The following is a 26,025-nucleotide window of genomic DNA, read 5'->3' as shown; positions in this document are numbered from 1 at the left end:
TCCTTCTGTGTGGTTCCCTCTCTGCACCCACCCCATTCCCCCGGGGGCGGGCCCGCCCCCCCCCACCGCCGGCCCGCCGCCCGCGGGGGTCCCCCCCCCCCCGAATCGGCAGCGCAATTGCGCCGCCCGAGAGGACGCCGCGCTTAACGGCGGCGGCCGCGCAGCTTCGACTTCCGGATCAGACCTTCGTACTGATGCGCCAGGAGATAACCCTGCACCTGCGCCACCGTGTCCATGGTGACGCTGACGACGATCAGCAGCGAAGTACCGCCAAAGTAGAACGGTACCGACGCGTAGGAGATCAGGATTTCCGGGATCAAGCAGACGATCGCCAGATAGACCGCGCCGAGCACGGTGATGCGCGACAGCACGTAGTCGATATATTCCGCGGTACGCTCGCCCGGACGGATACCCGGAATGAAGCCGCCGTGCTTCTTCAGATTGTCCGCAGTCTCGGTCGGATTGAACACGATCGCGGTGTAGAAGAAGGCGAAGAACACGATCAGCGCCAGATACATGATCAGGAACAGCGGACGGCCGTGGCCGAGCTGGGTGTTGATCCACTGGAACCATTCCGGCCCGCTGCCCGCGTTGAAGTTCGCAACCGTGGTCGGCAGCAGCAGCAACGAAGACGCGAAGATCGGCGGGATCACGCCCGAGGTGTTGAGCTTGAGCGGCAGATGCGAGGACTGCCCCTCGAACATCTTGTTGCCGACCTGGCGCTTCGGATACTGGATCAAGAGCCGGCGCTGGGCGCGCTCCACGAACACGATGAAGGCGATCACGGCCACCGCCATGATGATGACGACCAGAATCAGGCCGGTCGACATCGCACCCTGACGGCCGAGCTCGAGCATGTTGGCGAGCGCCGCGGGCAGCTCGGCGACGATGCCGGAGAGAATGATCAGGGAAATGCCGTTGCCGATGCCGCGCGAGGTGATCTGCTCGCCCAGCCACATCAGGAACATGGTGCCGCCGGTCAGCGTGATCGCCGTGGACAGACGGAAGAACATGCCGGGGTCGCTGACGACGTTGCCGGCGCCTTCGAGGCCCACCGCGATGCCGTAGGACTGGAACGCGGCCAGGATCACCGTGAGATAACGGGTGTACTGGTTCAGCAGCTTGCGGCCGGACTCGCCTTCCTTCTTCAGCGCCTCGAGCTGCGGCGAGACGGTGGTCAGGAGCTGGATGATGATGGAGGCCGAGATGTACGGCATAATGTTCAGCGCAAAGATCGCCATGCGGTGAATGCCGCCGCCGGCGAACATGTTGAACATGCCGAGGATGCCGCCCGCCTGGGAGCGGAACACCTGCTCCCAGATGTTGGGATCGATGCCGGGCAGCGGGATGTAGGTCCCGAGCCGATAAACGAGCAGCGCACCCAAGGTGAACCAGATGCGCTTCTTCAGTTCGTCGGCCTTGGCAAACGCACCGAAATTGAGATTGGCTGCCAGTTGTTCCGCTGCAGAGGCCATCTTGGACTTTCTCCCGCCGCTTATTGCGCCGTTATGCCCGCGGCCGGGCTACATTATACCGGACACCGGACATTATCTGGGGCTACGGCTTCGATAAGTCCATCGTCCCGCATGCGTAAAGGCCCGCGAGCCGCGGGCCGATGACGCAGTTGTTACGCCGCCTCGCCTTCTTCCTTGGCAGGCGCGAGGATCTTCACCGAGCCGCCGGCCTTCTCGACTGCCGCGATCGCGGTCTTCGAGGCGCCGTGCACTTCGATGTTGAGCTTGGCCTTGAACTCGCCGCGGCCGAGCAGCCGCAGGCCGCCCTTGGCGCGGCGCAGCACGCCGGCCTTGACCAGGGATTCGACGTTCACGACGCTGCCGGCGTCGATCTTCTTGGCATCCACCGCGTCCTGGAGCCGGTCGAGATTGATCTCGGCGAACTCGACACGGAAGATGTTGTTGAAGCCGCGCTTTGGCAGACGGCGATGCAAGGGCATCTGGCCGCCTTCGAAACCCTTGATGCGCACGCCCGAACGCGCGGTCTGGCCCTTGCCACCGCGGCCGGCCTGCTTGCCCTTGCCCGAACCAATGCCGCGGCCGACGCGCATACGCTTATTGCGCGAGCCGGCATTGTCGGCGATATCGCTGAGCTTCATCGCCCTGCTCCTTGTTTCTTGCGCATGACCTTCACCGAAAACGGGTCCCGCTTCGGGATCGTGCGCCTTTGCTTACTTCTCGTCGACGATGCGAACGAGATGGTGAACTTTCAAGATCATGCCGCGGACCGCCGGAGTGTCCGGCAGTTCGCTGGTGCGGCCGATCTTGTTGAGCTTGAGCCCGATCAGCGTCGAGCGCTGCGAATGATGGCGGCGGATCGCGCTACCGGTCTGCTCGATCTTGATCGTCTTTGCGGTCGTAACGGCACTCTTGGCCATGGGCGTCTACTCCGAAAAGCTTCCGTTATTCGGCAACCGCCTCGGCGTCGCCACCGATACGGCGGGACTGGAGGGTGGACACCTTGATGTTGCGGCGGGCAGCGACCGAGCGCGGCGAATCCTGATGCTTCAGCGCATCGAAGGTCGCGCGAACCATGTTGTACGGGTTCGACGAGCCGATCGACTTCGCAACCACGTCCTGTACGCCGAGCGTCTCGAACACGGCGCGCATCGGACCGCCGGCGATGATGCCGGTACCGGCCGGAGCTGCGCGCAGATAAACACGGCCCGCGCCATGACGGCCGGCGATGTCGTGGTGCAGCGTGCGGCCCTCGCGCAACGACACGCGGGTCAGGTTGCGCTTGGCGGATTCGGTTGCCTTGCGGATCGCCTCGGGCACTTCGCGCGCCTTGCCGTGACCGAAGCCGGCGCGGCCCTTCTGGTCTCCGATCACGACCAGCGCTGCGAAACCGAAGCGCTTGCCGCCCTTGACGACCTTGGCGACGCGATTGATGTGGACGAGCTTGTCGACGAACTCGCTGTCGCGCTCTTCCCTGCGTTCACGTCCGCCGCCGCGTTGATCGCGTCCACCACGTTGTTCGCGTTCTGCCATGGTTTTTCCAGTCCTTCAGAGGCTTACGCCTCAATCCTCAAATTCTGTTAGAAGCTCAGCCCGCTCTCACGCGCCGCGTCGGCAAGAGCCTTGACGCGCCCGTGATAGAGATAGCTGCCGCGGTCGAACACGACTTCCTTGACACCCTTCTCGGCGGCGCGCTCGGCCAGCAGCTTGCCGACCGCCTTCGCCGCATCGATGTCGGCGCCGGTCTTGCCGCCATCGCGCATCGACTTCTCGAGCGACGAGGCAGAGGCCAGCGTCTCGCCCTTCAGATCGTCGATGACCTGGGCGTAGATGTGCTTGGACGAGCGGAACACCGACAGGCGCGGACGGCCGCCACCCGAGCGGCGCAGCTTCAGACGTACACTGCGCTTGCGCCGGGCATTCGTAACCTTGGCTTTCGACATGACCGGCTCCGTTACTTCTTCTTGCCTTCCTTGCGGAAGATGAATTCGCCAACATACTTCACGCCCTTGCCCTTGTAGGGCTCCGGCGGACGATAGGAGCGAATCTCGGCGGCGACCTGGCCGACGCGCTGGATGTCGCTGCCGGTCACCGTGATCTCGGTCGGCTTCGGCACGGTGATCGTGATCCCTTCCGGGATCGCGTAGACCACATCGTGGCTGTAGCCGAGCGCGAGCTGCAGGTTCTTGCCCTGCAGCGCGGCGCGGTAACCGACGCCGGTGATTTCGAGCTTCTTCTCGAAACCCTTGGTGACGCCTTCGACCAGATTCGCGACCTGGGCGCGAGCGGTCCCGTACAGGGCCCGCGCGCGGTTGGTCTCGACCCGCGGGTTCACCTTGACCTGGCCGTTGTCGAGCTTCACCTCGACGTCGCTATGGACGACGAACTGAAGCTGACCCTTCGGCCCCTTCATCTTGACGGTCTGCCCGTCGACGGTCGCGGTCACACCCGACGGCACCGCTACCGGCCTTTTGCCAACACGTGACATGGATCAAAAATCCTTCTCAGAACACCGTGAAGAGAACTTCGCCGCCCACGTTCGCTTCACGCGCACTGTGGTCAGCCATGATTCCCTTCGGCGTCGACAACACCGAAATGCCGAGTCCGTTATTGACCCGCGGCAGGTTCTTCACCGAGGCGTAAACGCGACGCCCGGGCTTGGAGACACGCTCGATCTCGCGGATAACGGGCTCGCCGTCGAAATACTTCAGCTCGATCTCGATCTCGCTGCGGCCCGAGGAGTGCTCGAGCGTGGCGTAACCGCGGATGTAGCCTTCGCTCTTCAGCACCTCGAGCACGTTCTCGCGCATCTTCGAGCCAGGCGTGGAGACCTTGTTCTTGGAGCGCATCTGCGCGTTGCGGATGCGGGTGATGAGATCGCTGATTGGATCGTGCGTAGACATCTAAACGACCCTCCTTACCAGCTGGACTTCACGAGGCCCGGGACCATGCCCTTGGAGCCAAGGTCCCGCATTGCGATGCGGGACAGTTTGGTCAAGCGATAGTTCGAGCGCGAACGGCCCGACAGCTCGCAACGCAGACGGATGCGGGTCGCCGACGAGTTGCGCGGCATTTCCGCCAACTTCAGGGTCGCGGCGAACCGCTCCTCCATCGGCAACGTCTTGTCGGCGATGATCGCCTTCAACCGCTCGCGCTTCGGGGCGGCGTTCTTCGTCATCCGCTTGCGCCGGTTGTTCTTCTCGATTGAACTCTTCTTTGCCATGCTTGGCTCCTGGGTATCCGCGTTTGAGAGGCTTTAGGTCAGCGTCTCACTGCCGGAACGGGAAATTGAAAGCGGTCAACAAGGCCCTCGTCTCGTCGTCGGTCTTGGCCGTGGTGCAGACGGTGATGTCCATGCCGCGGGATTCCGTGACCTTGTCGAAGTCGATCTCGGGGAAAATGATGTGTTCCTTGAGGCCGAGCGAGTAGTTGCCGCGGCCGTCGAAGCTCTTCGGGTTCAAGCCGCGGAAGTCGCGGACGCGCGGCAGCGCGACCGTCACAAGGCGATCGATGAACTCGTACATGCGGGCCTTGCGCAGCGTGACCTTGCAGCCGATCGGCTGGTTCTCACGCAACTTGAAGGTCGCGATCGCGACGCGCGAATAGGTCACGATCGCCTTCTGGCCGGCGATCTGGGTCAATTCCGCAGCGGCGTTCTCGGCCTTCTTGCGGTCGTTGACGGAATCGCCAACGCCCATGTTCAGCACGACCTTGTCCAGGCGCGGAACCTGCATGACGTTCTCATAACCGAACTTCTCGGTCATTTCCGTCCGGATCTTCGCGTCGTATTCCGCGCGCAGGCGCGGTGTGTAAGCGGCCTCAGCCATCGATCTCAGCTCCCGAGCTCTTGGCGATGCGGACCTTCTTGCCGTCCGCCAGAATCTTGAATCCGACGCGGGTCGGCTTCCCGTCCTTGCCGACATACGCGATGTTGGACAGTTGGATCGGCGACTCTTTCGAGATGATGCCGCCCTCCTGGGCCTGCGTCTGCTTCTGGTGACGCTTGACCATGTTAATGCCGCGAACCAGCGCCGTACCGGCGTCGGGACGCACTTCGAACACCTCGCCGGTGCGGCCCTTGTCGCGGCCGGTCAGCACGACGACCTTGTCGCCCTTGCGGATCTTCGCAGCCATCACAGCACCTCCGGCGCGAGCGAGATGATCTTCATGTGGTTCTTGGCGCGCAGCTCGCGCGGCACGGGCCCGAAGATACGGGTACCGACCGGCTCGGACTGATTGTTGATCAGAACGGCGGCGTTGCGGTCGAAGCGGATGACCGAACCGTCGGCGCGGCGGATGTCCTTGCGGACGCGCACTACGACGGCCTTCATCACGTCGCCCTTCTTCACCTTGCCACGCGGAATCGCTTCCTTGATCGAGACAACGATGATGTCGCCGATCGTGGCGTAGCGGCGCTTGGAGCCCCCGAGCACCTTGATACACATGACACGGCGTGCGCCAGAATTATCGGCCACGTCGAGGTTGGTCTGCATCTGAATCATTGATGCACCTCGTCCTCTTCTCTTTGCGCCAGCCCAGCCGGCGCTCAACATTTACCTGAAGTCAGTCGGCTAAAGCCAACAGATCAGGCGCTTTTCTTGTGTTCGCCCCGGATCACGACCCAGCGCTTCAACTTCGAAATCGGCTTCGATTCCTCGATCCACACCATGTCGCCCGGCTTGAACTCGTTGCTCTCGTCGTGCGCGTGGTAGTTCTTCGAACGGCGGATCGTCTTCTTGTAGATCGGGTGCGTAAAGCGGCGATCGACGCGCACCACGATGGTCTTGGCTTGCTTGTCGCTGACGACCACGCCCTGCAAAGTACGTTTCGGCATCTTCGTAAGCCTCTTACTTCTTCTTCGCGCGCGTCTGCGCGGCGACGGTCTTGATCCGGGCGATGTCACGGCGGGCCTCGCGCAGGCGCGAGGTGTTCTCGAGCTGCCCGGTGGCGCGCTGGAAGCGCAGGTTAAAGCGCTCCTTCTTCAGGTTCAGGATGGCGTCATCCTGCTGATCGGGGCTCAACGCGCGGATGTCTTCGATTTTCATCTGGGCCATGGCCATTACTCCGCAATACGCTCGACGAAGCGCGTCTTGATCGGCAGCTTGGCTGCCGCCAGGGTCAGCGCTTCACGCGCCGTCTGGGTGTTGACGCCGTCGATCTCGAACAGCACCCGGCCCGGCTTGACGCGCGCGACCCACAATTCCGGTGCGCCCTTGCCGGAGCCCATGCGGACTTCGGCAGGCTTCTTCGACACGGGAACGTCGGGGAATATGCGGATCCAGACGCGGCCGGCGCGCTTCATGTGGCGGGTCAGCGCGCGGCGAGCGGCTTCGATCTGGCGCGCGGTGACGCGCTCAGGCTCGGTCGCCTTCAGACCGAATTGGCCGAACGCCAACGTCGCGCCCGAAGACGCAACGCCGTGGATACGGCCCTTATGCGCCTTCCGGAACTTCGTTTTCTTAGGTTGCATCATGGCTTCAAGCCCTCAAATTCTCTGTGCTGGCGTCAGGCCGCAGCGTTGTCACGGCGCTGCCGGCCGCCGCGATCGCCGCCGCCACCAGTCTCACCTTCGGCCATTCTCTTGTCCTGGGCCATCGGATCGTGCTCGAGGATCTCGCCCTTGAAGATCCAGACCTTGACACCGCAGGTGCCGAAGGTCGTGAACGCGGTCGCAACGCCGTAGTCGATGTCTGCGCGCAGCGTGTGCAGCGGCACGCGACCTTCGCGGTACCACTCCATGCGCGCGATTTCCGCACCGCCCAGACGTCCCGAGCAGTTGATCCGGATGCCTTCCGCGCCGAGACGCATCGCCGACTGGACGGCGCGCTTCATGGCGCGGCGGAACGCCACGCGGCGCTCCAGCTGCTGCGCGATCGACTCGGCCACCAGCGTCGCATCGAGCTCCGGCTTGCGGATCTCGACGATGTTGATGACGACGTCGGACGAGGTGATGTCCGCGACCTTCTTGCGCAGCTTGTCGATGTCGGCGCCCTTCTTGCCGATCACCACGCCCGGACGAGCCGAGTGGATGGTGACGCGGCACTTCTTGTGCGGGCGCTCGATCACGATGCGGGCAACGGCCGCCTGCTTGAGCTCCTTGTGCAGGATCTCGCGGATCTTGACGTCCTCGTGCAGCAGCTTGCCGTATTCCTGCTTGCCGGCGTACCAGCGGGAATCCCAGGTCCGGTTGATGCCGAGACGCAGACCGATCGGATTGATCTTTTGACCCATCGTGTTCTCCTGCGTCCCTTAAGCCGCTGCTGCGGCTTCGACCTGACGAACGATGATCGTCAGCTGTGAAAATGGTTTGTAGACACGGCCCGAGCGGCCACGGCCGCGGGCGGCAAAGCGCTTCATCACGAGGCCGTTGCCGACGAAGGCCTGCGCCACGACGAGATCGTCGACGTCGAGGTCGTGGTTGTTCTCGGCGTTGGCAATAGCCGATTCCAGGCACTTCTTCACGTCAACCGCGATCCGCTTGCGCGAAAACTGCAGGTCGGCGAGCGCAGCAGCCGCCTTCCGGCCGCGAATGAGCTGGGCGACCAGGTTGAGCTTCTGCGGGCTCACCCGCAGCATCCGGGCGACCGCCTTGGCCTCGTTCTCGGCGAGGCTCCGTTCGCGCTTAGGTTTGCTCATCGTTTAATCCTCAAGCCTTCTTGGCTTTCTTGTCCCCGGAGTGGCCATGGAAGGTACGGGTCGGCGAGAACTCGCCGAACTTGTGACCGACCATTTCCTCGTTGACGGCCACCGGCACGTGCTTCTGACCGTTGTAGACGCCGAAGGTCAGGCCGACGAATTGCGGCAGGATCGTCGAGCGACGGCTCCAGATCTTGATGACGTCATGACGGCCGGACGAGCGCGCGGCATCTGCCTTCTTGAGCAGAGAACCCTCAACGAACGGGCCTTTCCAGACTGAACGAACCATGTCCGGCGTTCCTTACTTCTTCCGCTTGTGGCGGCTTAGGAGAATGAATTTGTTGGTCGACTTGTTCGAGCGGGTCTTCTTGCCCTTGGTCGGCTTGCCCCACGGAGTAACCGGGTGGCGACCGCCCGAGGTACGACCTTCACCACCGCCGTGCGGATGGTCGATCGGGTTCATCGAAACGCCGCGATTGTGCGGCTTGCGGCCCAGCCAACGGTTGCGGCCGGCCTTGCCGATCGACGTGTTCATGTGATCCGGGTTCGACACCGCGCCGATCGTGCCGCGGCAACGGCCGTGCACCAGGCGCTGTTCGCCCGAGTTCAGACGGATGATCACGTAGTCCTGGTCGCGACCGACGAGCTGGGCGTAGGTGCCCGCGGAACGGGCGAGCTGGCCGCCCTTCCCGATCTTGACCTCGATGTTGTGGATGATCGTGCCGACCGGCATGTTGCCGAGCGGCATGACGTTGCCCGGCTTCACGTCGACATAATTGCCGGCAACGACGGAATCACCGACGGCCAAACGCTGCGGCGCCAGGATATAGGCCTGGGTGCCGTCTTCGTACTTGACCAACGCGATGAACGCGGTGCGGTTCGGATCGTACTCCAGCCGCTCGACCGTCGCGGGCGCATCGACCTTGTCACGCTTGAAATCGACCGTACGCAGTGTCCGCTTATGACCGCCGCCGCGGAAGCGCACCGTGATGCGACCGGTGTTGTTGCGGCCGCCAGAGGAGTGCTTGCCTTCGGTGAGCGCCTTGACCGGCTTGCCCTTGTAGAGGGCCGAACGATCGACCATGACCAGCTGGCGCTGGCCCGGCGTCGTGGGATTGAATGTCTTCAGTGCCATCGTCGTACGACCTTACAGACCGGTGGTCACGTCGATCCGGTGACCCTCTTCGAGAGTCACGATCGCGCGCTTGGAGTTCGACTGCGAGCCGAGATTGCCGCGGAAGATCTTGGTCTTGCCCTTGCGGACCAGCGTGTTGACGCTCTTGACCTTGACGTCGAACAACTTCTCGATCGCTTCCTTGATCTGCGGCTTGGTCGCCTTCGCGGCCACCTTGAACAGCACCTTGTTGTGCTCCGAGGCGATTGTGGCCTTTTCGGTCACGACCGGCGACAGGATCACGTCGTAATGGCGAGGCTCGATGTTCTTCGTCATTTGAAGCGCGCCTCCAGCGCATCGATGGCGGCCTTGGTCAGAACAAGCTTCCGACGGCGCAGGATGTCATAGACGTTGATGCCCTGGATCGGCAGCACGTCCATGTTCGGGATGTTGCGGGCCGCAGCGGCGAAGCCGTTGTTGAGCTCCGCGCCGTCGATGATCAGCGCGTTGGTCAAACCCAGACCGGAGAAATGACCGAGCAGCGCCTTGGTCTTGGCAGCTTCCAGCGCGGCCTTGTCGATCACGATGAGATCGCCGTCCTTGGCCTTGGCCGAGAGCGCATGCTTGAGGGCGAGCGCACGGACCTTCTTCGGCAGGTCGGTGGCGTGCGAACGCACCACCGGACCGAAGGCACGGCCACCGCCGCGGAACTGCGGCACGCGAGCCGAGCCGTGACGAGCACCACCGGTGCCCTTCTGCTTGTACATCTTCTTGCCGGTGCGCCAGATCTCGGCGCGGCCCTTGGCCTTGTGCGTACCGGCCTGGCGCTTGTTGAGCTGCCACTGCACGCAACGTGCAATGATGTCCTGGCGCGGCTCGAGGCCGAAAATGGTGTCGGAAAGCTGGACCGAGCCGGCTTCCTTACCTTCGAGGGTCGTGACCTTCAATTCCATCTCACGCCTCCTGCGCAGCCGGAGCAGCGTCCGCTTCGCCAGCAACCTTGAACTTGCCGGGCTTCGGAGCTTCCTTCGGCAGCGGCTTCTTGACGGCGTCGCGCACGCGGATCCAGCCGCCCTTGGAGCCGGGAACGGCGCCTTCGACGAGGATCAGACCGCGCTCGACATCGAGCTGGACGACCCGAAGGTTGAGCGTGGTGATGCGGTCGACGCCCATGTGACCGGGCATCTTCTTGTTCTTCCAGGTCTTGCCCGGGTCCTGACGGCCACCGGTCGAACCGATCGAACGGTGCGAGACCGAGACGCCGTGAGTGGCGCGCAGACCGCCGAAGTTCCAGCGCTTCATACCGCCGGCAAAACCCTTGCCGACCGAAGTGCCGGTGACGTCGACGAACTGACCGACGACAAAGTGGTCGGCCAGGATCTCGGCACCAACGGGGATCATCTGATCCGCGGAGACGCGGAATTCCTCGACCTGCCGCTTCGGCTCGACCTTGGCGACCGCGAACTGGCCGCGCTCCGCCTTGGGCATGTACACGGTCTTGCGGCTGCCAGAACCAAGCTGGAGCGCGACATAACCGTTCTTCTCTTCGGTGCGGTGGCCTACGACCTGGCAATTGCCGAGCTTCAGCACGGTCACGGGGATATGTTCGCCGGCCTCTGTAAAGACCCGCGTCATCCCGACCTTTTGTGCGATCACTCCGGAGCGCATCGGCGTGCTTCCTGTTCTTTCTGTCCGCTAGTGGCGAACGTGATCCAAAAATCTTAGAGCTTGATCTCGACGTCGACACCGGCGGCCAGGTCGAGCTTCATCAAAGCATCGACGGTCTGCGGGGTCGGATCGACGATGTCGAGCAGGCGCTTGTGAGTGCGCATCTCGAACTGCTCGCGGCTCTTCTTGTCGACGTGCGGCGAACGGTTGACGGTGAACTTCTCGATGCGGGTGGGCAGCGGAATGGGTCCGCGGACCTGCGCGCCGGTGCGCTTCGCCGTGTTCACGATCTCGCGGGTCGACGTATCGAGGATACGATGGTCGAACGCCTTGAGACGGATGCGAATGTTTTGGCCGTTCATTGCCGTGGTCTTTCTTCAGTGGGGTGGCGAATAGCGAATAGCGAATGTCACATTCGCTATTCGCCGATCCCTATTCTCGTAATTACTCGATGATCGAGGCGACGACGCCGGCGCCGACGGTGCGGCCACCTTCGCGGATCGCGAAGCGGAGCTTCTCTTCCATCGCGATCGGCACGATCAGGTGCACTTCCATCGCGATGTTGTCGCCCGGCATCACCATCTCGGTGCCTTCCGGCAGATGCACGACACCGGTCACGTCGGTGGTGCGGAAGTAGAACTGCGGACGGTAGTTGGTGAAGAACGGGGTGTGGCGGCCGCCCTCTTCCTTGGTGAGGATGTAGGCCTCAGCCTTGAACTTGGTGTGCGGCTTGACCGAACCCGGCTTGCACAGCACCTGGCCGCGCTCGACGTCCTCGCGCTTGGTACCACGAAGCAGCGCACCGATGTTGTCGCCGGCCTGGCCCTGATCGAGCAGCTTGCGGAACATTTCGACGCCGGTGACCGTGGTCTTCTGCGTGGCGCGCAGACCGACGATCTCGATTTCCTCGCCGACCTTGACGATACCGCGCTCGACACGGCCGGTCACGACGGTGCCACGGCCCGAGATCGAGAACACGTCTTCAACCGGCATCAGGAACGGCAGGTCGACCGGACGCTCCGGCTGCGGAATGTAGGCGTCGACCTGCTTCATCAGCTCGAGGATGGCCTCATGGCCGAGCGTCTTGTCGGAATCTTCGAGAGCGGCGAGCGCCGAACCCTTGATGATCGGGATGGTGTCGCCCGGGAATTCGTACTTCGAGAGCAGCTCGCGCACCTCGAGCTCGACGAGTTCGAGCAGTTCCGGATCGTCGACCATGTCGCACTTGTTGAGGAACACGACGAGCGCGGGAACGCCGACCTGGCGGGCGAGCAGGATGTGCTCGCGGGTCTGCGGCATCGGACCGTCAGCGGCCGACACGACCAGGATCGCACCGTCCATCTGGGCAGCGCCGGTGATCATGTTCTTCACGTAGTCGGCGTGGCCGGGGCAGTCGACGTGCGCGTAGTGGCGGTTCTTGGTTTCGTATTCGACGTGCGCCGTCGAGATCGTGATACCGCGCGCCTTCTCTTCCGGCGCCTTGTCGATCTGGTCGTACGCCGTGAACGTCGCGCCGCCGGCTTCGGCGAGGACCTTGGTGATCGCCGCGGTCAGCGACGTCTTGCCATGGTCGACGTGACCGATGGTGCCGATGTTGCAGTGCGGCTTGTTACGTTCAAACTTTGCTTTGGCCATTTGACTCTCCGTTCAATCGTCAGTTCGAGACCGACGACAATCAGGCAAACTTCTTCTGGACTTCTGCCGACACGTTGGCCGGCGCTTCTGCGTAGTGGTCGAACTGCATGGTAAAGGTCGCGCGACCCTGGCTCATCGAGCGCAGGTTGTTCACGTAACCGAACATGTTCATGAGCGGCACCATCGCGTTGATGACGTTGGCATTGCCGCGCATGTCCTGACCCTGGATCTGACCGCGCCGGGAATTCAGGTCGCCGATGACGGAGCCGGTGTAATCTTCCGGGGTCACCACTTCGACCTTCATGATCGGCTCGAGCAGGACGGACTTGCCCTTCTGCAAGGCTTCGCGGAATGCAGCACGCGATGCGATTTCAAAGGCGAGCGCCGACGAGTCGACGTCGTGATACTTGCCGTCGACGAGCTGAACCTTGACGTCGACCACGGGGAAGCCCGCAACGACACCAGAGCCCATCACGCTGTTGAGGCCCTTTTCGACGCCGGGGATGTATTCCTTCGGAACCGCACCGCCGACGATCTTGGATTCGAACTCGTAACCCTTGCCGGGCTCGTTCGGCTCGACCACGATCGACACTTCCGCGAACTGACCGGTACCGCCGGTCTGCTTCTTGTGGGTGTACTTGACCTCGGCCCTCTTGGTGACGCGCTCACGGAACGCCACCTGCGGCGCGCCGATGTTGGCATCCACCTTGTAGGTGCGGCGAAGAATGTCGACCTTGATGTCGAGATGGAGTTCGCCCATTCCCTTGAGGATGGTCTGGCCGGACTCCTGGTCGGTCGACACGCGGAAAGACGGATCCTCCGCGGCGAGCTTCGCCAGCGCCACGCCGAGCTTTTCCTGGTCGGCCTTGGACTTCGGCTCGATCGCGATCTCGATGACCGGCTCGGGGAATTCCATCTTTTCGAGGATCACCGCCTTGTCGGGATCGCACAGCGTGTCACCGGTGCGCGCTTCCTTCAGGCCAGCCAATGCGACGATGTCGCCGGCATAGGCTTCCTTGATGTCTTCGCGGTTGTTCGCATGCATCAGCAACATGCGGCCGATGCGCTCCTTGCGGTCGCGCGTCGAATTGATGACGCCGGTACCCGACATCAGCGTGCCGGAATAGATGCGGCAGAAGGTGATGGTGCCGACGAACGGGTCATCCATGATCTTGAAGGCCAACAGAGCCAGCGGCTCCTTGTCGTCCGGCAGGCGAACGACCTCGTTGCCGTCTTCGTCGACGCCCTTGATGGCGGGCACGTCAACCGGCGACGGCAGATAATCCACGACCGCGTCGAGCAAAGGCTGCACGCCCTTGTTCTTGAACGCCGAGCCGCACAATACCGGGAAGAACGCGCCAGTCAGCACGGCCTTGCGGATCAAGCGCTTCAGCGTCGCCTCGTCGGGCTCCTTGCCGTCGAGGTAAGCGGCGAGAACGTCGTCGTCGAGCTCGACGGCGGCTTCCAACAGCTTCTCGCGATATTCCTTGGCCTTCTCGACCATGTCCTCGGGAATATCGATGTCCACGAACTTGGCGTCGAGCTTCTCTTCTTCCCAGACCACGCCCTTCATACGAACGAGATCGACCAAGCCCTTGAAGTTATTCTCGGAGCCGATCGGAAGCTGGATCGCGATCGGCTTCGCGCCGAGGCGGTCGACGATGTCCTGCATGCACTTGTAGAAGTCAGCGCCGGTCTTATCCATCTTGTTGGCGAAGACGATGCGCGGAACCTTGTACTTGTCACCCTGGCGCCAGACCGTCTCGGTCTGGGGCTCGACGCCCTGGTTCGAGTCGAGCACGCACACGGCGCCATCGAGCACGCGCAGGCTGCGTTCGACTTCGATGGTGAAGTCGACGTGGCCGGGAGTGTCGATGATGTTGAGACGCTTGCCTTCCCAGAACGCGGTGGTCGCGGCCGACGTGATCGTAATGCCGCGCTCCTGCTCCTGCTCCATCCAGTCCATCGTCGCGGCACCTTCGTGCACTTCGCCGATCTTGTGGCTCTTGCCGGTGTAATAGAGGATGCGCTCGGTGGTCGTGGTCTTGCCGGCATCGATATGCGCCATGATACCGAAGTTACGGTAGTTCTCTATGGCATGAACGCGGGGCATGGAGTGTTCCTTAGATTCCGTGTGTCGCCGTTACCAGCGATAGTGCGAGAAGGCGCGGTTGGCTTCCGCCATCCGGTGCACGTCTTCGCGCTTCTTGACGGCGTTACCCCGGTTGTTCGACGCGTCCAGGAGCTCCGCAGAGAGCCGCTCGGTCATCGTCTTCTCGTTGCGATCGCGCGCAGCCGAGATCAGCCAGCGAATGCCCAGCGCCTGACGGCGCACCGAGCGAACTTCGACCGGAACTTGATAGGTCGCGCCGCCGACGCGGCGGGAGCGCACTTCGATCGTCGGCATGACGTTCTCGAGTGCCTGCTCGAACACGCCGAGCGGGTTCTGCTTGGTCTTGCTTTCGATGAGGCCGAACGCGCCGTAGACGATGCCTTCGGCGACCGACTTCTTTCCGGCGTACATCACCGAATTCATGAACTTTGTGACGATGATGTTCCCGAACTTCGGATCGGGAAGGACTTCGCGCTTTTCGGCAGAATGGCGACGAGACATGGACCTGGTTCCCGCTTACTTCGGACGCTTGGCGCCGTACTTCGAACGGCGCTGCTTACGGTTCTTGACGCCCTGGGTATCCAGAACGCCGCGGAGGATGTGGTAGCGCACGCCGGGCAAGTCCTTGACGCGACCGCCGCGGATCATGACCACCGAGTGCTCCTGGAGGTTATGGCCCTCACCGGGGATGTAGCCGATCACCTCGAAGCCGTTGGTCAGGCGCACCTTGGCAACCTTACGGAGCGCCGAGTTCGGCTTCTTCGGGGTCGTGGTGTAAACGCGCGTGCAAACACCGCGCTTCTGCGGCGACTGCTGCAGTGCCGGCACCTTCTTGCGCGACTTCTGCACTTCCCGCGGTTGAGCGATCAGCTGGTTGATCGTCGGCATCCTGGCATTACCCTTTGTGTTCTGCCGCGGCCCGTCGCCGGGTCCGCAAATTCTTTCGAGCTACCCGCCCGACGAGGCCGCCTTGCGCGGAACAATCCGCACAAAGCGAAATCGCGCCAACCACCCATCAACGGGCGGAAAGCGCTTCGACGCCACAGAGGACCGCAGTAGTTGAACCGGTCAGCTTGAAGCTGCGGTCCGCGCACCGAGGTCATGCATCCGAATTCGATCTCGAGAGAACATGCTCACGAGACCTAAAATCGCACTGGCATTGCCTAGCTATGATCGACAGCGTTTGAGCGGCATTCGTCGAGGTTGGTGCCCGTCCTGGCGATCCCCAGGGGGATCAAACGGGTGGCCCGTTCCGACGTTGGCGATGCTCACCGCCTGTCGTTAAGTGAGGGGGTTCTATAAGTCGGAGTCGGTCAAGTCAAGGCGAAACGTCAGTCAGAAGCGCTTCCCGCGCCTGTCGAATTCGCTCCCTGGGCCGGTCGCTGCGCCTTCGCGAGGTGGAAATGAAGAGTGCGTCCCGCCACCGCGAATCCTATTTATACCCGGATTAAATATACTTTTATAACCATTGGCTAAGGCTTTCTTTCCTGTTGCAGCGTCAATGTGCCGCCTTGGGCAGAGATTGGCGCCATGCGGTACACCGACATTGCCATTGTTGGCGGGGGATTGTCCGGCTCGACGGCCGCCGCGATGCTCGGCCGTAGCGGCATTTCGACCATCCTGATCGATCCGCATGAGAGCTATTCTGCGGACTTTCGAGTCGAAAAACTCAGTGGTCACGTGCAGGTCGGGCGATTCCTGCAGACGGGAATCGCCGAATCGGTGCTGCGCCGCGCGACCTTTGTGGGTGAGAACTGGATCGCGCGCTTCGGCCGCCTTCTCGACAAGGCGCCGAGCCGGCAGTTCAACATCCTCTACGATTCCCTCGTCAACGCTGTCCGCGACGAAATTCCTGCCGGCGTCGAGCGCATCTGCGCCAAGGCCGTCTTGGTCGAGACAAGTGCGGAGCGGCAGAAGGTCACTCTCTCCAACGACGAGATGGTCTCCGCCCGGCTGGTCGTGCTCGCCAACGGCCTCAATGTCGGCCTGCGCCATCAGCTGGGAATCACGCGAAAGATCGTCAGTGCCTGCCATTCGATTTCGATCGGGTTCGACGTGGTGCCCGCGGGACGGGACTCGTTCGACTTCCCGGCGCTGACCTATTTCTCGGAACGGCCGAGCGACCGCATCCCCTACCTGACGCTTTTTCCGATCGGGACGCGGATGCGCGCCAATCTGTTCGTCTACCGCAGCTTCGACGATCCCTGGCTGCTTGAGCTGCGCCGCGCGCCCGCCGAGACGCTGAACGCCGCGCTGCCACGGCTCAAGTGCATCACCGGACCATTCGACATTCCCGGTGAGCTGAAAATCCGCCCGGTCGATCTCTATGTGAACGATGCCAGCGGCCAGCCGGGTCTCGTGCTGGTGGGCGATGCCTTCTCGACCTCCTGCCCGGCCGCCGGCACCGGATGCGACAAGGTCTTCACCGACGTCGAGCGGCTCTGCAACCTCTACATCCCGCGATGGCTGGCCTCCGACGGGATGGATACCAGCAAGATCGCCACCTTCTACGCAGATCCGGTCAAGCGGGCGTGCGACGATTGGTCGGCGGCGAAGGCGTTCGACTTCCGATCAGTCTCGATTGCGACGAGCCCCTATTGGACGGCGCAGCGCTGGGCGCGCTTCATTGCCTGGTCGGTTCAGGGGCTATTGCGACCGCTTGGAGGCGCGCTCCACCTGGAGCCGAACTTCCTCGGTCACTCCTCCTCATCGTCCTCGTCGAGATCGTCTTCATCCTCGTCGTCATCGTCGCTGTCTTCGTCGACGTGAGCCGGCGCGCCATGCGGTTGGTGGATCTGGTCGTTCCACAGCTTGCGATAGGTCCCGTTCTTGGCGAGCAGCTCGGCATGCGAGCCGCGCTCGATCGCCCTGCCCCCTGAAATCACGATGATCTCGTCCATCTCGACCACCGAGGTCAGGCGGTGGGTCGACCAGATCATGGTGCGGCCCTTGGCAACCTTCAGCAGCGTGCGGTTGATCGCGGCTTCCGTGGTCTGGTCGAGCGCCGAAGTGGCTTCGTCCAGCAGCAGTACGGAGGGATTTCGGATGACCGCGCGCGCGATCGCGATGCGCTGGCGCTGGCCGCCCGACAAAGTATCGCCGCGCTCGCCCACCGGCGTGTCGTATCGCTGCGGCAGGCTCATAATGTAACGGTGGATCTCGGCCTTCTTGGCCGCCTCCTCCACCTCCTCGTCGGTCGCGCCCTCCTTGCCGAGCCGGATGTTCTCCCGGATCGACATGTTGAACAGCATGTTCTCCTGGAACACCACCGCCATGCTCCGGCGCAGGGAATCCAGCGTTACCTTGCGGACGTCGACGCCGTCGATGGTGACGCGCCCCTCATCCGGCACATAGAGCCGCAGGATCAGATTCAGCAGCGTGCTCTTGCCGGAGCCCGAGGGACCGACGATGGCAATGCGCTTGCCGACATTGAGCTTGAGGCTGAGATTGTCCAGCACCGGCGTCTGGCTGCCTTCGTACTGGAATGTCACGTGGTCGAAGGTGATGTCGTTGGTGATGCGGGGCAGATCGGGCGCGCCGGCACGATCGGCGCTGCGCGTGGGCTCGTCGAGCAGCTCCTGCATATGACGGATAGCGGCTGCCGCGGAGATCGACACGGGGATGAAATGCATCACATGGGCGATGTTGTAAGACACCTCCCAGAACGCGCTCTCGAAGGTGACGAAGGTGCCGATGGTAATCTGGCCCTTGGTCGCCAGATACGCGCCGATCGCGAGCACGACGAGGTGCAAGAGCAGCACCGATATGGTGACCGTCCGCTCCACCATGGTCGACAGGAACGCCGCCGAGGCCATCCTGTTTCGCGTCTCGTCGTTGCGAAAGGTGAAGAATCCGAACATCCGGCGTTGCAGGCTGAACGCCTTGATCACGGCCTGCGCCGCGACGTTCTCCTGCACCATGCCGAGCAGCGCGGACTCATTGAGCTTCTGCTCGTAATTCGCCTGAACGGCCTTCGGCGTCAGCATGCGCGGACCGATCAGCGTGATCGGAAACACCAGCAGCGCAACCGCCGCGAGCTGCCAGTTCAGGAACACCATCAGGATGATGCCCGCGATCAACTCCAGGAATGGCAATGCCGCGCTGTTGGCGAAGGTCTTGACTGAGCCCTCGAAGGCCGCGAGGTCGACTGAGAAGCGCGACAGGATCTCGCCGCGCTTGGTTCGGCCGAAATAGGCCGCCGGCAGGTCCTGGACGTGCTCGAACAGCCGTTTGCGGACGTCGGAAATGATGCACGCCGCGAGCCGCGCATCCCAGCGCTCGTACCAGACCGCGACGATCGAGGTGAAGATGCCCGCGACCGCGAGCACGCCGAGGATCTTGTACAGCGCCTGAAAATCCTCCTCGCCGAGCGCGTCGTCGATCAGGTATTTCAGGCTGAGCGGCATGATGACGTTGAATAGCGTCTCGACGAAGACGCCGAACGCCACGAACGACAGCATCTGCTTGTAATTGACCAGGAAGGGTTTGACGAAGCCCAAGATGGTCGCGAGCGCGCCGGCAGCCTCGCGCGCGGTAAAGACGACAAGGTCCTCGTCCTCATCGTCGTCATCGAGCTCCAGCCCCCCATCCTCCTCGTCTTCATCGTCCTCGTCGTCTTCGAGGTCCGGCTTGGCGGTAGGGACAAGCTTGTCGTCGAGCTCGGCCGCCTGTTCCGCGGCGAGCTTCTGTTTGTCGGGCGGGAGGGGCTTGGACGCCATGAAACCAACCGATGCTGACGGCCGGCATGACCGCAGAGAAAGACGGAAATAGCGGAAACCGCTATTGCATCGATTCTATGCGATCAAGATGAATTCGGCAAAACAATTGGCGAAGGCGCCCGTTTCAGGCGGCTAGTCGTCTTCCTCGTCCTCGACCTTGTCGAAAAAGGAATAGCGCAGGGAATCGGCGTCGGCGTACCACTGACCCGGACCCTTGTTGGCGGCGAGCGTCGCCTCCCAGAGCGCGTCGGTGCAGTCCTTGCGGTGCATCGACAGCTCGAAGCCGTTGCCGAAGAACAATTCGGACCATTCCCACCAGGTGCCGAGCTTCTTGACCCCGCGCAGGAGGTCGTAGCGGTCGATCAGTGCCGGCGCCATGTCCGAGGTGACCGAGCCGAACACGAGCCCGGTCTTGACCACGCGGTTCAGCTCCCTGATCGCACGAACCACCTGCTTCGGGGAAACATGGCAGAGGCTGGTCTCGAACACGAAGTCGAACGCGCCGTCCTTGAACGGCATGTCGGTGATCGAACCGAGCTTGTTGTACTTCTTCAAGGCCTTTGGCGTTCTGGCGTGAATGGTGCGGTTGTTCTCGATGCCGAAGGCATCGATGCCGCGATCGCGCAGCGCGCCGACAAGCTCGCCGCTGGCCGAGCCCGCGATCAAGAGCTTCGTGCCTTTGGCCTTGCCCCAGACGATGCCAATCAGTTTTGTGAGATAGTCGGGATCCGTGAAGTGTTGCCACGCTTCGCTGTAGGGACCCTGGCCGCGATAATTCTCAAAATAGTCACGATCGATCTTGTCCGAGAGCGGCTTGTCGTCCTGCGAACGCTCGCGGCGCAGGCGCATCATCTCGGTCAAGATGATGTCGGTCGCCGCGTCCGAGGAATCGAGCAGGCCGTTCAGCGTCGAGTCGAACAGATAGTCGCCGACCACCACGATTCCGGGATGTTCCTTCGGCTCGGGCCGGTGATTGGTCATGACGTCACGTACGGGCAAGCCGCCCGGAATCGCGTTCACCGACGATAGCCAGCGGTGGATCTTGCCTTCCATGAAATGCGCGCGCGCATCGCCGAGCGATATCGGCAGCGATTTCAGCGCGGCATCGATCAGCTCCTGGTCGGAGAGATTCGCAAAGGCCAGCGCGTCGGAGCCCGGAATCAGCCAGTTCAGCACGCCGTGCTTGCCCACATCGTGGCGCGCGCCCTCGTTATAGACGCAGCAACCGCCAAAGGCTTCCGACATGAACCAGGCGCCGGCGATCTTGTCGCCCCAGAACGGCGTGTCGAACAGGATCGAGACACGCAAATAGTGCGCAGGACGGTCGAAGTACGAGACGTGCTTGACCATCGACTTGCGAAGCTGTTCGCCCTCCCAGCCGACGGTCCCGAGCCAGGAATGCGGCAAGCAGACCAGCACAAGGTCGAAGTCGCGCGTCTCCGGCCCCTTGCCGTTCATCATCTTGAGTTGATAGCGGCCGGTCGGCGCCTTGCCGACCGTGAGGACGCGATGATTGAGCTGGATGTCGGCATTGACCTCCGACTGGAGGCACTCGATGAGCTGCTCGTTGCCGTTCTGGATGGAATAGAGGCCGATATAGCCGTCGACGTCCATCAGGTAGTTCTTGAGCGCGTTGAGCCCGTTGGTGTTGTGGCTCTCGGTCGCGAGGTCCGAGCGCGCCATCACCTTGAAGAATCGCTTCGCGGTCTCGTCCTCGACCTCCTCGTCGAGCACCTGTTCGGCGGTCTTGTAGGCCCAGGGATTCTCGTTGTCGTGCGCGCCGACGCCCTCGTAATACTCGATCGGCGTCATCGCCTCGGCGCAGCGCTTACGGAACGCCTCGATCGCGGCCGCGGTCTTGGCGCCGTATTTGCGGCGCATGCCCGCGACGTCGTTGAGGAGCTCGCCGCCGAACTGGACCTGCTCGGCGTCCATCGGAATGGTCTGCAAGCCGAAATGCTGGATCAACTCGCGCAACGGATCCGGCCCGGTCATCGAGTAGTCGTAGATCTCGGCAACGCCGGCCTCGTACATCGCGGGCGCGGAATCGAATTTGCGCGTGACGATCTTGCCGCCGAGCCGGTCGGATGCCTCGTAGATGGTGACGCGGCAGAGATCGCCGAGCTTGCGCTTCAGATACCAAGCGCTCATCAGCCCGCCGGGGCCGCCGCCAACGATTGCGAGATCAAGCATGAGAATTCCGTGGTCTCCGGCCCGCCCCCTTCACGGGACCACCGGTCTAAGCTCTCCTAGCAGAAGCGCTTTTGCGCCTGAAGGAAAGATGAACAAAGGTTGATCCTGCACCGCAACAGGAAAACAAAGCAGCAAAAAGGCCGGCTTGCGCCGGCCTTTTCAGTGTCCTCGGTATTCCTACGGATGAACGATTATTCCGCAGGTGGCAGCGCCATCGGCTCCACTTCCGGCGCCGGCGGCACGACGGCCGCCTGCTTCTCGCGCTCGTCGAGGATCATCTTGTCGCGCTTCACGGCGACTTCGCGGATCTTCGCCATGGAGGCGCCGGTGCCTGCCGGAATCAGCCGGCCGACGATGACGTTCTCCTTGAGGCCTTCGAGCGGATCGACCTTGCCGTTGACCGCCGCTTCCGTGAGGACGCGGGTGGTCTCCTGGAACGAGGCTGCCGAGAAGAAGGAGCGGGTCTGAAGGCTCGCCTTGGTGATGCCGAGCAGAACCGGCGTTCCCGTGGCGATCTTCTTGCCCTCTTCCTTGGCCTTCGCGTTGATCTGGTCGAACTCGATCTTGTCGATCTGCTCGCCCGAGATCATGTCCGTGTCGCCCTGGTCGGTGACTTCCACCTTCTGGAGCATCTGACGGACGATCACCTCGATGTGCTTGTCGTTGATGAGCACGCCCTGGAGCCGGTAGACCTCCTGGATTTCGTTGACCAGATAGGCCGCGAGTTCCTCGATGCCCTTGACCGCCAGAATGTCGTGCGGCGCCGGGTTGCCTTCCACGATGAAGTCGCCCTTTTCGACGACGTCGCCGTCCTGAAGGTGGATGTGCTTGCCCTTCGGGATCAGGTACTCGCGCGCCTCGTCGGTCTTATCCATCGGCTCGATCGAGATGCGACGCTTGTTCTTGTAGTCGCGCCCAAACCGGATGGTGCCCGCGATTTCGGCGATGATCGCCGCATCCTTCGGACGCCGAGCCTCGAACAGTTCCGCCACCCGCGGCAGACCGCCGGTGATGTCGCGCGTCTTGGCGCTTTCGGTCGAGACACGGGCGAGAATGTCGCCCGCCTGGACCTTGGCTCCGACGTCGACCGACAGAATGCCGTCGACCGACAGCATGTAGCGGGCATCGCCGCCACGGGCGAGCTTGAGCACCTTGCCGTCCTTGCCCTTGATCACGATGGCGGGACGCAGGTCCCCGCCGCCGCGCATCGAGCGCCAGTCGATGACCACGCGCTTGGCGATACCGGTGGCCTCGTCGAGCGTTTCCGAGATCGACTGTCCCTCGACCAGATCCTCGAAGCCGATGGTGCCTTCGACCTCGGTGAGGAGCGGACGGGTGTAGGGATCCCATTCGACGATACGTTGGCCGCGCTTGACCATGTCGCCCTCGTCGACGTGCAGGCGCGAACCGTACTGAATACGGTGCGTCGCACGCTCGGTGCCGTCGGCATCGACGATCGCGATCACCATGTTGCGAACCATCGCGACCAGGTGGCCTTCGCTGTTGCGGGCGATGGCCTTGTTCCTGATCACGATCTTGCCGTCGAAGTTGGATTCGACGAAAGATTGCTCGTTCAGCTGCGCCGCACCGCCGATGTGGAAGGTGCGCATGGTGAGCTGGGTGCCCGGCTCGCCGATCGACTGGGCCGCGATGACCCCGACCGCTTCGCCATGGTTGACCGGCGTGCCGCGAGCGAGATCGCGGCCGTAGCACTTGCCGCAGATGCCGTTGACGAGCTCGCAGGTCAGCGCCGAGCGGATCTTCACCTCCTGGACGCCGCCCTGATGGATGGCATCCAGATGGCTCTCTTCCATCAGCGTACCGCGCTTGAAGATCACCTTGCCCGTGCTGTCACGCACGTCTTCGCAGGCCGTGCGTCCGAGGATGCGCGAGCCGAGCGAAGCGACCACGGTGCCGGCATCGACGATGGCGCGCATCTTGATGCCGAGCTTGGTGCCGCAATCGTCCTGCGTGATGATGCAATCCTGCGCGACGTCGACGAGACGACGGGTCAGGTAGCCGGAGTTCGCGGTCTTCAACGCGGTGTCCGCGAGGCCCTTGCGGGCGCCGTGGGTCGAGTTGAAGTACTCGAGCACCGAGAGGCCTTCCTTGAAGTTCGAGATGATCGGCGTCTCGATGATCTCGCCCGACGGCTTGGCCATCAGGCCGCGCATGCCGGCGAGCTGGCGCATCTGGGCCGGCGAACCGCGGGCACCGGAGTGAGCCATCATGTAGATCGAGTTGATGTCGGCATCCGCCCCGCTCGCCGTCTTCTTGGTCGAGGAGATCTCCTTCATCATCGCCTTGGCGATTTCTTCCGTGGCCTTCGACCATGCGTCGACGACCTTGTTGTACTTCTCGCCATGGGTGATCAGACCGTCGTTGTACTGCTGCTCGAAATCCTTCGCCAGCGTACGGGTGGTATCGACGATCTTCCACTTGGAGTGCGGCACGACCATGTCGTCCTTGCCGAACGAGATGCCGGCCTTGAACGCGTTGTAGAAGCCGAGCGCCATGATGCGGTCGCAGAAGATCACCGTCTCCTTCTGACCGCAGTGGCGGTAGACCTGGTCGATGACGCCGGAGATCTCGCGCTTGGTCATCAGCTTGTTGATGATCTCGTACGGAACACGCGGGTTCTTCGGCAGCAGATTGCCCAGCATGACGCGGCCGGCGGTGGTCTCGATCCAGCGCTTGGAGATCTTGCCGGTATCGTCGATGCCTTCCCACCGGTACTTGATCTTGGTGTGGAGGTGGATGACCTTCGCGTGCAGCGCGTGCTCGAGCTCCGCCATCTCGCCGAAGATCTTGCCCTCGCCGGGCAGGCCTTCGCGCATGATAGAGACGTAGTAGAGACCGAGCACGATGTCCTGCGACGGCACGATGATCGGCTGGCCGTTCGCCGGATGCAGGATGTTGTTGGTCGACATCATCAGGACGCGCGCTTCCAGCTGCGCTTCGAGCGACAGCGGAACGTGCACGGCCATCTGGTCGCCGTCGAAGTCGGCGTTGAACGCGGCGCAGACCAGCGGGTGGAGCTGGATCGCCTTGCCCTCGATCAGCACGGGCTCGAACGCCTGGATGCCGAGGCGATGCAGCGTCGGTGCGCGGTTGAGCAGCACCGGATGCTCGCGAATGACCTCGTCCAGGATGTCCCAGACCTCGGGCCGCTCCTTCTCGACCAGCTTCTTGGCCTGCTTCACGGTGGTGGACAGACCCTTGGCGTCAAGCCGCGAGTAGATGAACGGCTTGAACAGCTCGAGCGCCATCTTCTTCGGCAGGCCGCACTGATGCAGGCGCAGCTCGGGACCGACCACGATCACCGAACGGCCCGAATAGTCGACGCGCTTGCCGAGCAGGTTCTGACGGAACCGGCCCTGCTTGCCCTTGAGCATGTCGGCGAGCGACTTCAGCGGACGCTTGTTGGCACCCGTGATGACGCGGCCGCGGCGGCCGTTGTCGAACAGCGCGTCGACGGCCTCCTGAAGCATGCGCTTCTCGTTGCGGATGATGATGTCCGGCGCGCGCAGCTCCATCAGCCGCTTCAAGCGGTTGTTGCGGTTGATGACGCGGCGGTAGAGGTCGTTGAGGTCCGAGGTCGCGAAGCGGCCGCCGTCCAGCGGCACCAGCGGACGCAGGTCCGGCGGAATCACCGGGACCACGGTCATGATCATCCATTCCGGCTTGTTGCCGGAGTGGCGGAACGCTTCCACGATCTTCAGGCGCTTGGCGAGCTTCTTGTGCTTGATGTCGGAGTCGGTCTCCTGCATCTCCGCGCGCAAGGTCAGCTCGAGCTTCTCGAGATCCATGCCCTTGAGCAGCTCGCGGATCGCTTCCGCGCCGATCATGGCGGTGAAGGAATCCTGGCCGTATTCGTCCTGCGCCTTCAGGTACTCGTCTTCCGACAAGAGCTGACGGTCCTTCAGCGCGGTGAGGCCCGGCTCGAGCACGACGTAATATTCGAAGTAGAGGATCCGCTCGAGATCCTTCAACGTCATGTCGAGCAGGAGGCCGATGCGCGAGGGCAGCGACTTCAGGAACCAGATGTGGGCGACGGGGGCCGCGAGCTCGATATGGCCCATGCGCTCGCGCCGGACGCGCGACAGCGTGACCTCGACCGAGCACTTCTCGCAGATGATGCCCTTGTACTTCATGCGCTTGTACTTGCCGCACAAGCACTCGTAGTCCTTGATCGGCCCGAAGATGCGGGCGCAGAACAGGCCGTCGCGCTCGGGCTTGAAGGTACGGTAGTTGATGGTTTCCGGCTTCTTGATCTCGCCGTACGACCAGGACAGAATCTTCTCGGGGCTCGCGATCGAGATCCGGATCTGGTCGAAGACCTGAGCCGGCGTCGTCGGATTAAAGAGATTCATAATTTCTTGGTTCATCGTCTTCTCCTCGCGTGCCGGTCGCCTCCGGCAGCAAATTCGAAAATCACTATGCGGGGCGCCCTGCCCTCGCGACTCCAGGACTGGG

At 62.7% G+C, this 26,025-nt stretch carries 30 protein-coding genes; 1 reads left to right on the top strand and 29 read right to left on the bottom strand.

Translation table 11 applies throughout. The features are described 5' to 3' along the window. Positions 1-143: 143 nt before the first annotated feature. From secY to rpsL, 26 genes are all read right to left on the bottom strand, one after another. Positions 144-1,475, bottom strand: coding sequence for a preprotein translocase subunit SecY (gene secY, locus AC0L2J_RS08575; RefSeq protein ID WP_007611601.1), 1,332 nt, complete (start codon positions 1,473-1,475; stop codon positions 144-146). Positions 1,476-1,627: 152 nt separating this feature from the next. Continuing rightward, on the bottom strand, positions 1,628-2,113 hold the full coding sequence (gene rplO, locus AC0L2J_RS08570) for a 50S ribosomal protein L15 (protein WP_473388625.1): 486 nt from the start codon (positions 2,111-2,113) through the stop codon (positions 1,628-1,630). A 72-nt stretch (positions 2,114-2,185) separates the two neighbouring features. Continuing rightward, complete coding sequence (rpmD, locus tag AC0L2J_RS08565) at positions 2,186-2,392, bottom strand: 50S ribosomal protein L30 (RefSeq protein ID WP_007603038.1); 207 nt, start codon at positions 2,390-2,392, stop codon at positions 2,186-2,188. Between the two features lie 25 nt (positions 2,393-2,417). Then, positions 2,418-3,005, bottom strand: a complete 588-nt coding sequence (gene rpsE / locus AC0L2J_RS08560; protein WP_007603037.1) for a 30S ribosomal protein S5 — start codon at positions 3,003-3,005, stop codon at positions 2,418-2,420. A 47-nt stretch (positions 3,006-3,052) separates the two neighbouring features. Next, the gene (gene rplR, locus AC0L2J_RS08555) at positions 3,053-3,415 is read right to left on the bottom strand and encodes a 50S ribosomal protein L18 (RefSeq protein ID WP_007603036.1); all 363 of its coding nucleotides are present in this window, start codon (positions 3,413-3,415) and stop codon (positions 3,053-3,055) included. 11 nt (positions 3,416-3,426) lie between these two features. Beyond that, a complete protein-coding gene (gene rplF / locus AC0L2J_RS08550) occupies positions 3,427-3,960 on the bottom strand; it encodes a 50S ribosomal protein L6 (protein ID WP_007611603.1) in 534 nt (177 codons plus the stop codon). A 16-nt stretch (positions 3,961-3,976) separates the two neighbouring features. Next, positions 3,977-4,375 (bottom strand): 30S ribosomal protein S8, encoded by a 399-nt coding sequence (gene rpsH, locus AC0L2J_RS08545; RefSeq protein WP_007603034.1) that lies wholly within the window; start codon positions 4,373-4,375, stop codon positions 3,977-3,979. A gap of 14 nt (positions 4,376-4,389) precedes the next feature. After that, positions 4,390-4,695 carry a 30S ribosomal protein S14 gene (gene rpsN, locus AC0L2J_RS08540; protein WP_007611604.1) on the bottom strand — a complete coding sequence of 102 codons (306 nt, stop codon included), beginning with the start codon at positions 4,693-4,695 and terminating at the stop codon, positions 4,390-4,392. Positions 4,696-4,741: 46 nt separating this feature from the next. Continuing rightward, the gene (gene rplE, locus AC0L2J_RS08535; RefSeq protein ID WP_473388621.1) at positions 4,742-5,299 is read right to left on the bottom strand and encodes a 50S ribosomal protein L5; all 558 of its coding nucleotides are present in this window, start codon (positions 5,297-5,299) and stop codon (positions 4,742-4,744) included. Continuing rightward, entirely contained in the window at positions 5,292-5,606 is a 315-nt protein-coding gene (rplX, locus tag AC0L2J_RS08530; RefSeq protein ID WP_007603031.1) for a 50S ribosomal protein L24, read from the bottom strand. The genes rplE and rplX overlap by 8 nt, the downstream gene beginning before the upstream one ends. Next, positions 5,606-5,974, bottom strand: a complete 369-nt coding sequence (gene rplN / locus AC0L2J_RS08525) for a 50S ribosomal protein L14 (RefSeq protein ID WP_007603030.1) — start codon at positions 5,972-5,974, stop codon at positions 5,606-5,608. Before rplN ends, rplX begins: the two co-directional genes overlap by 1 nt. A gap of 83 nt (positions 5,975-6,057) precedes the next feature. Further along, entirely contained in the window at positions 6,058-6,306 is a 249-nt protein-coding gene (rpsQ, locus tag AC0L2J_RS08520) for a 30S ribosomal protein S17 (RefSeq protein ID WP_007603028.1), read from the bottom strand. A gap of 13 nt (positions 6,307-6,319) precedes the next feature. Continuing rightward, complete coding sequence (gene rpmC / locus AC0L2J_RS08515) at positions 6,320-6,526, bottom strand: 50S ribosomal protein L29 (protein ID WP_007603026.1); 207 nt, start codon at positions 6,524-6,526, stop codon at positions 6,320-6,322. A gap of 5 nt (positions 6,527-6,531) precedes the next feature. Then, complete coding sequence (gene rplP, locus AC0L2J_RS08510) at positions 6,532-6,945, bottom strand: 50S ribosomal protein L16 (RefSeq protein ID WP_007603024.1); 414 nt, start codon at positions 6,943-6,945, stop codon at positions 6,532-6,534. 32 nt (positions 6,946-6,977) lie between these two features. After that, a complete protein-coding gene (gene rpsC, locus AC0L2J_RS08505) occupies positions 6,978-7,703 on the bottom strand; it encodes a 30S ribosomal protein S3 (protein WP_007611608.1) in 726 nt (241 codons plus the stop codon). Between the two features lie 18 nt (positions 7,704-7,721). Continuing rightward, complete coding sequence (gene rplV / locus AC0L2J_RS08500) at positions 7,722-8,108, bottom strand: 50S ribosomal protein L22 (RefSeq protein WP_007603022.1); 387 nt, start codon at positions 8,106-8,108, stop codon at positions 7,722-7,724. A gap of 10 nt (positions 8,109-8,118) precedes the next feature. Next, positions 8,119-8,397 carry a 30S ribosomal protein S19 gene (gene rpsS / locus AC0L2J_RS08495; protein ID WP_007603021.1) on the bottom strand — a complete coding sequence of 93 codons (279 nt, stop codon included), beginning with the start codon at positions 8,395-8,397 and terminating at the stop codon, positions 8,119-8,121. Positions 8,398-8,409: 12 nt separating this feature from the next. Further along, the gene (gene rplB / locus AC0L2J_RS08490) at positions 8,410-9,243 is read right to left on the bottom strand and encodes a 50S ribosomal protein L2 (RefSeq protein ID WP_007611609.1); all 834 of its coding nucleotides are present in this window, start codon (positions 9,241-9,243) and stop codon (positions 8,410-8,412) included. A gap of 12 nt (positions 9,244-9,255) precedes the next feature. Then, positions 9,256-9,558 (bottom strand): 50S ribosomal protein L23, encoded by a 303-nt coding sequence (locus AC0L2J_RS08485; RefSeq protein WP_007603019.1) that lies wholly within the window; start codon positions 9,556-9,558, stop codon positions 9,256-9,258. Beyond that, a complete protein-coding gene (gene rplD, locus AC0L2J_RS08480) occupies positions 9,555-10,175 on the bottom strand; it encodes a 50S ribosomal protein L4 (protein ID WP_007603018.1) in 621 nt (206 codons plus the stop codon). Before rplD ends, AC0L2J_RS08485 begins: the two co-directional genes overlap by 4 nt. Before the next feature lies 1 nt (position 10,176). Continuing rightward, positions 10,177-10,890 carry a 50S ribosomal protein L3 gene (gene rplC / locus AC0L2J_RS08475; RefSeq protein WP_007603016.1) on the bottom strand — a complete coding sequence of 238 codons (714 nt, stop codon included), beginning with the start codon at positions 10,888-10,890 and terminating at the stop codon, positions 10,177-10,179. Positions 10,891-10,943: 53 nt separating this feature from the next. Continuing rightward, on the bottom strand, positions 10,944-11,252 hold the full coding sequence (rpsJ, locus tag AC0L2J_RS08470; protein ID WP_002712302.1) for a 30S ribosomal protein S10: 309 nt from the start codon (positions 11,250-11,252) through the stop codon (positions 10,944-10,946). An 82-nt stretch (positions 11,253-11,334) separates the two neighbouring features. Continuing rightward, positions 11,335-12,525 (bottom strand): elongation factor Tu, encoded by a 1,191-nt coding sequence (gene tuf / locus AC0L2J_RS08465; protein ID WP_007603012.1) that lies wholly within the window; start codon positions 12,523-12,525, stop codon positions 11,335-11,337. 40 nt (positions 12,526-12,565) lie between these two features. Continuing rightward, a complete protein-coding gene (gene fusA / locus AC0L2J_RS08460; RefSeq protein WP_473388617.1) occupies positions 12,566-14,638 on the bottom strand; it encodes an elongation factor G in 2,073 nt (690 codons plus the stop codon). 30 nt (positions 14,639-14,668) lie between these two features. Beyond that, positions 14,669-15,139: a 30S ribosomal protein S7 gene (rpsG, locus tag AC0L2J_RS08455; RefSeq protein ID WP_007603009.1), complete on the bottom strand. Its 471-nt coding sequence runs from the start codon at positions 15,137-15,139 to the stop codon at positions 14,669-14,671. A gap of 15 nt (positions 15,140-15,154) precedes the next feature. Continuing rightward, positions 15,155-15,526: a 30S ribosomal protein S12 gene (gene rpsL / locus AC0L2J_RS08450; protein ID WP_007603006.1), complete on the bottom strand. Its 372-nt coding sequence runs from the start codon at positions 15,524-15,526 to the stop codon at positions 15,155-15,157. A 642-nt stretch (positions 15,527-16,168) separates the two neighbouring features. Between rpsL and AC0L2J_RS08445 the strand changes: the two genes are divergently transcribed. Beyond that, positions 16,169-17,407 (top strand): FAD-dependent oxidoreductase, encoded by a 1,239-nt coding sequence (locus tag AC0L2J_RS08445; RefSeq protein ID WP_473388615.1) that lies wholly within the window; start codon positions 16,169-16,171, stop codon positions 17,405-17,407. Here AC0L2J_RS08445 and AC0L2J_RS08440 read toward each other — a convergent pair. The 3 genes from AC0L2J_RS08440 to rpoC all read right to left on the bottom strand — a co-directional run bounded on the left by AC0L2J_RS08440 (position 17,335) and on the right by rpoC (position 25,937). Further along, complete coding sequence (locus AC0L2J_RS08440; protein WP_063995931.1) at positions 17,335-19,356, bottom strand: ABC transporter ATP-binding protein; 2,022 nt, start codon at positions 19,354-19,356, stop codon at positions 17,335-17,337. The two genes, AC0L2J_RS08445 and AC0L2J_RS08440, sit on opposite strands and share 73 nt — an antisense overlap. 132 nt (positions 19,357-19,488) lie before the next feature. Beyond that, positions 19,489-21,549, bottom strand: coding sequence for an FAD-dependent oxidoreductase (locus AC0L2J_RS08435; RefSeq protein WP_473388611.1), 2,061 nt, complete (start codon positions 21,547-21,549; stop codon positions 19,489-19,491). A 191-nt stretch (positions 21,550-21,740) separates the two neighbouring features. Next, positions 21,741-25,937, bottom strand: coding sequence for a DNA-directed RNA polymerase subunit beta' (gene rpoC / locus AC0L2J_RS08430; RefSeq protein WP_063995929.1), 4,197 nt, complete (start codon positions 25,935-25,937; stop codon positions 21,741-21,743). Positions 25,938-26,025: the final 88 nt, after the last annotated feature.

The organism is Bradyrhizobium sp. MV1.5, assembly GCF_055807615.1.
Note: the sequence above shows the minus strand (reverse complement) of the source record. Positions and strands in the feature narration are given on the sequence as shown.